Genomic DNA, 4,161 nt, shown 5'->3' with positions numbered 1-4,161 from the left:
CCCAGAGATTTGAGAAACGAATTTGTAGCGCACATTGCGAAACGCACTCCCCATCATGAGATGGAGATCACATCGCAGCCGAAGCCATTAGCAGCAATGTGGGGTTGAGACGGCGCTTACACATATTCTTTCCTTCCCTGCCGCTTACATGCGGTCTTTTGCGGCCTTCACGATGTTGCGGGCAATGATGATCTGCTGGATCTGGCTGGTACCTTCGTAAATGCGCAGCAGCCGCGCGTCTCGGTACAGTCTTTCGATGGCGTATTCGGCCATGTAGCCGGCGCCGCCATGCACCTGCACCGCGCGGTCTGCAACCCGGCCCGCCATTTCAGTGCAGAAGTATTTGGCACAAGAGGCTTCCAGCACCGCAGCCCCGGTTGCGTCATACGTGCGCGCCGCATCCCGGACCAGCGCGCGGGCAGCGGCCAGCTCGGCCTGACTGTCGGCCAACAGCCCCTGCACCAGCTGATGTTCGCAAGTCCGAAGACCTTCTCGGCGCCAAACCTCTCATCAAAAACACAATATGGCTCCCTTTAGGGAACCGAAGATGCAGATACACAATGGCTACCTTCAGATTGAACCTCTGCGGGCAGACAGGGCCAGATCAATCTGGCGAGACCTGCCCGAACAGCTATATAAAGCAGTTAAAGACCAACTTCCGAAAGAATAGTAGCAGAACGACCGGTCCAGATTCCCCACGATTTCGCACATGCCGAAGCCGATGCTTCACGTCGTGTCCAAGCGTGAACCTGTTAGCGGTAGGCTGGCGGGTAGGCTTCCCTAATCGCCGTTTCCCATGATTTCTTGGGTGATGGCGGAGGGAATGGGACCCCCGTCGAACCTTCTCCACTCCAGACTGCCCTCTACCTGCTATGTTCCGGGGAACTGACGCCTTCTCTTCAGAGCAGCAGACAAGAACACTGACGACGGCATGCGATCCGTTTCAGCCGTGAGCGAGACAAAACTCTCAACTCCCGGTGCAAACGCTTTTGCAATCAACCGGTCCTCATCGCTAGGCTTCGATGCCGGCACACTGTCCATCGGCCGCAGCAGCAGTTCCGCGAATTCTTCATGCGCCAGCTCTGTTGCACCGTCCTTCTTGCCGGAAAGGGCAATCAGCTCTTCCTCCAACAGCTCGCCAGAAAGGCCCTGCCAACGTACCTGATGAACTCCGACCACATCCTCACTCGCAACTGCTTCCGTTTCAGCCTCAGCATAAAGCCCGTCGAAAGCCAGCCGATCATTGGCTAGTTCTGAAAGATCACGCACAAATCCGGCTTCGAAGTCCATTGAAACAAGCGATGGGTCAGCGATTGCCCTTGCGTGGTCGGCGGTCAGGCGCACAACGCTACGACGGCCAAATTCTGGCCAGCGGCCGATATCCTCTTCGGCGAGCTCAAGCTCAAGAGTCTTTCCGCCATGCATCTCACCTCGTACGGCGAATCCAGCGATTGGCGCCATGCCTTTCACAAAACTGACCATATGTCGAAAGTCGAAGCCGCCCGACACCCGTGTCTGGTGTGCGGATGCAAATTGTAAAATATCATCCTCGGCGGCCCGCGCCTTCTGTGCTTCGCGTATGGCTTCGGCAATCTCCTCTTCCGTCTGGTCCATTTTCATACTCGTCGCACGCTCTAGAATGCTCTCCATGTCAATGTAGGACATCAGTTCTCCGAGCACTTCCGCAGCTAAGGCGTCCTTCATTTCGCCGGCAACGCTTGCCATGTCCTGTGCAATCGTGCTGACACGGTCCAACAACAGAGTGATGGCGCTGTTGTCGAAGCCGTCATCCGACTGCAAATTGATGACTTGGACGCGTCGCGTCTGACCATAGCGGTATAGGCGGCCAATCCGTTGAACCAGACGTGCCGGGTTCCATGGCAGATCATAATTGACCATGATATGACATGCGTCTTGCAGGTTGAGGCCCTCGCCGCCTGCTTCAGTCGAAACCATGACCTGAGCCTCTCGGCCGTTAAAGGCGCGGACGTTCTTCATTTTTTCATCCAAAGGCATTGAGCCGTTGATCGTCGCGACCTGAACCCCTGGACATGCGTTTGCGATCGCCTCAGCTAGGTAACTCTGAGTAGCCCGGTACTCGGTAAACACCAAAAGACTTTGGTCCTGCGCTAGAAGCGGCGAAACGACGTCATTTAGGAATGTCTGCAGTTTCGCATCCGATTGTCGAGCTACGCGAATGAGTTTCAGAACGGCATGAACCTCGCTTGCTTCATCGGCGAAGAAGGCACCGACCTCACCGATGGGCCCAGCTTCCGCAAGATCGTCGTCGCCTTCGAGCTGGTCGTCTGAAGGTATCGTCAGTGCCGAGGCGGCATCGAAACCTCGAAGTCGTTCGAGGCGGCGTTCTAGCGCTCGCTCGATTGCCGCCACGGAAGATGATGCGAGTTTCCGGTACGTCGTCATTACAAACCCGATGGCTCGGCCGATCATGCGATCCTGTGCGTCTGCGCTAGCGCGATACCCCTCGCTCAAATATTTCCGGAGTGCTTTGTCCGCAATGCGCATTTCGGGCGACGGGATCACCATGTGGCGAAGCGTGTCGTGGCCGCGAAAAATCAGCGTGCCTTCAGCATCCGTGACGCGAGTTTTCCGGTTGCGAATGATGATATCTCCAACCACCTCAGGGTTCATCTCTAGCGTTCGAATTTCGGGCAGAAGGTCCGGGCGTACCAACTCCAATAGAGCCGCGAAGCGACGGGTCTTGCCTTGGTGCGGCGTTGCAGTGAGCAATAGCAGAGAGTGAGTCCGGTCGCGAAGTTTGTGAGCGAGCGCGTAGCGTTCTGTCTGCTCGCCGGTTTCAGACCGCCCGAGCCGATGCGCCTCATCGAACACAATAACATCCCAGAAGCCAGCCTCGATGAGCCGTGCCAAATGCTCATCGCGCTTGGCGAGATCAAGCGAGATTATGACATTCTCCCGGAGGCGCATCTCTTCGGCGTATTCGGGTCGGAAGTCCCGCTGATAGATCTCGAAGGCACGCCCGAACTTGGCTCGCATCTCATCTTTCCACTGCTTGGTCAGCGAAGAAGGACACACGATTAAGACGCGCCGGCAGCGGTTACGCTGCGAGAGGGCGTGAAGAATAAGTCCGACCTCAATGGTCTTGCCAAGCCCAACATCGTCGGCAATCAGCCATCGGGCCTGAGGAGAAGTTACAACCTTCCGTGCTACGTCAAGCTGGTGTGGCAGTGGATCGATGTCGAGACGACCGAATGCTCCGGTGTTTGCGTTCCAGATTTGAAGTGCCTTGGATAGAATTCGGAGTCTAAAGCGCTCGGCATGATCCACCTTGTGTTGGCCGGTTAGTCGTTTTGCAATCCGCAGTTCGACAGGCGTCGCTTGTGCGAGAACACGCCAGTCCAGCCATCTGGTTTCTCCCGTCTCTGCGAACTGAACGAGAACCTGCTCGAAACCTCCAAGCGAACGCGTTGAAAGTACAACTCCACTCCCGAGGCTGAGCCCGCGGCCTCGCGGCGGCTTGTGCTGGACATGTTGTCCAGGCGCATATGCAGGCTTTAGGTTCGACAGTGCCACCCATGCTCGGCGATTGCCTGCCATAGCGAGCAGCGCCTCATTCGGCTCAACCTTTGGCCTCAGATCATGGATCACCCCGCGCGAGTTGTCTTCCAACTTCACGAGAGCGCCCTTTGGTGGAAACAGCGATCTATTCATCCTTGCTTGCCTCTTTTGCCTCGGCTTCCTGTTTCGCTGCCAACCGTTTGGAGTGTGGTAGCAGCGACAGAAAGCCAGTGTCGCAGCGTCCATCCTTTGGCTCGAAACGCCAAATCTGACCCTCGCTATCCTCAAGGCGAAAGGAGCTCGACGGTTTGATGTCTATAGGTTCTTCGTAATACCAAGCCTCAGTGTCAGCCAATTCCACGCCATCCTCACTGAGATTCAGGAAGGCAGGATAGCTCCAGAACCTTGGGTCTATACGGACACCCTCGCTTGCATGCTCAATCTGCATCTCGAGCCATTCGCTTCTCCAATCGTCAAAGATTCTTCGCTCCGCCTCCGTTCGGCGCTGTTGCACAAATCGGGGTCTGAGCGTGGTTCCCCTTTCCCCGGACGGACCTATCCTACGGCCACAGTGACGGGTATGCCGAGCGCGGTGTAGCCGTTCAGCACGGCGATGCGAAC

At 56.5% G+C, this 4,161-nt stretch carries 1 protein-coding gene and 1 pseudogene; both read right to left on the bottom strand.

The annotated features are described in order from the left end of the window. Nucleotides 1-144: 144 nt before the first annotated feature. A pseudogene (locus SM763_RS23920) lies at nucleotides 145-477 on the bottom strand (acyl-CoA dehydrogenase family protein); the annotation flags it as partial. A gap of 393 nt (nucleotides 478-870) precedes the next feature. Continuing rightward, nucleotides 871-3,657 (bottom strand): DEAD/DEAH box helicase, encoded by a 2,787-nt coding sequence (locus tag SM763_RS23915; protein WP_369000060.1) that lies wholly within the window; start codon nucleotides 3,655-3,657, stop codon nucleotides 871-873. Nucleotides 3,658-4,161 lie beyond the last annotated feature (504 nt).

The organism is Pseudophaeobacter sp. C1-32P7 (assembly GCF_041008775.1).
GTDB classification, from domain to species: Bacteria; Pseudomonadota; Alphaproteobacteria; order Rhodobacterales; family Rhodobacteraceae; genus Phycobacter; species Phycobacter gallaeciensis_A.
Note: the sequence above shows the minus strand (reverse complement) of the source record. Positions and strands in the feature narration are given on the sequence as shown.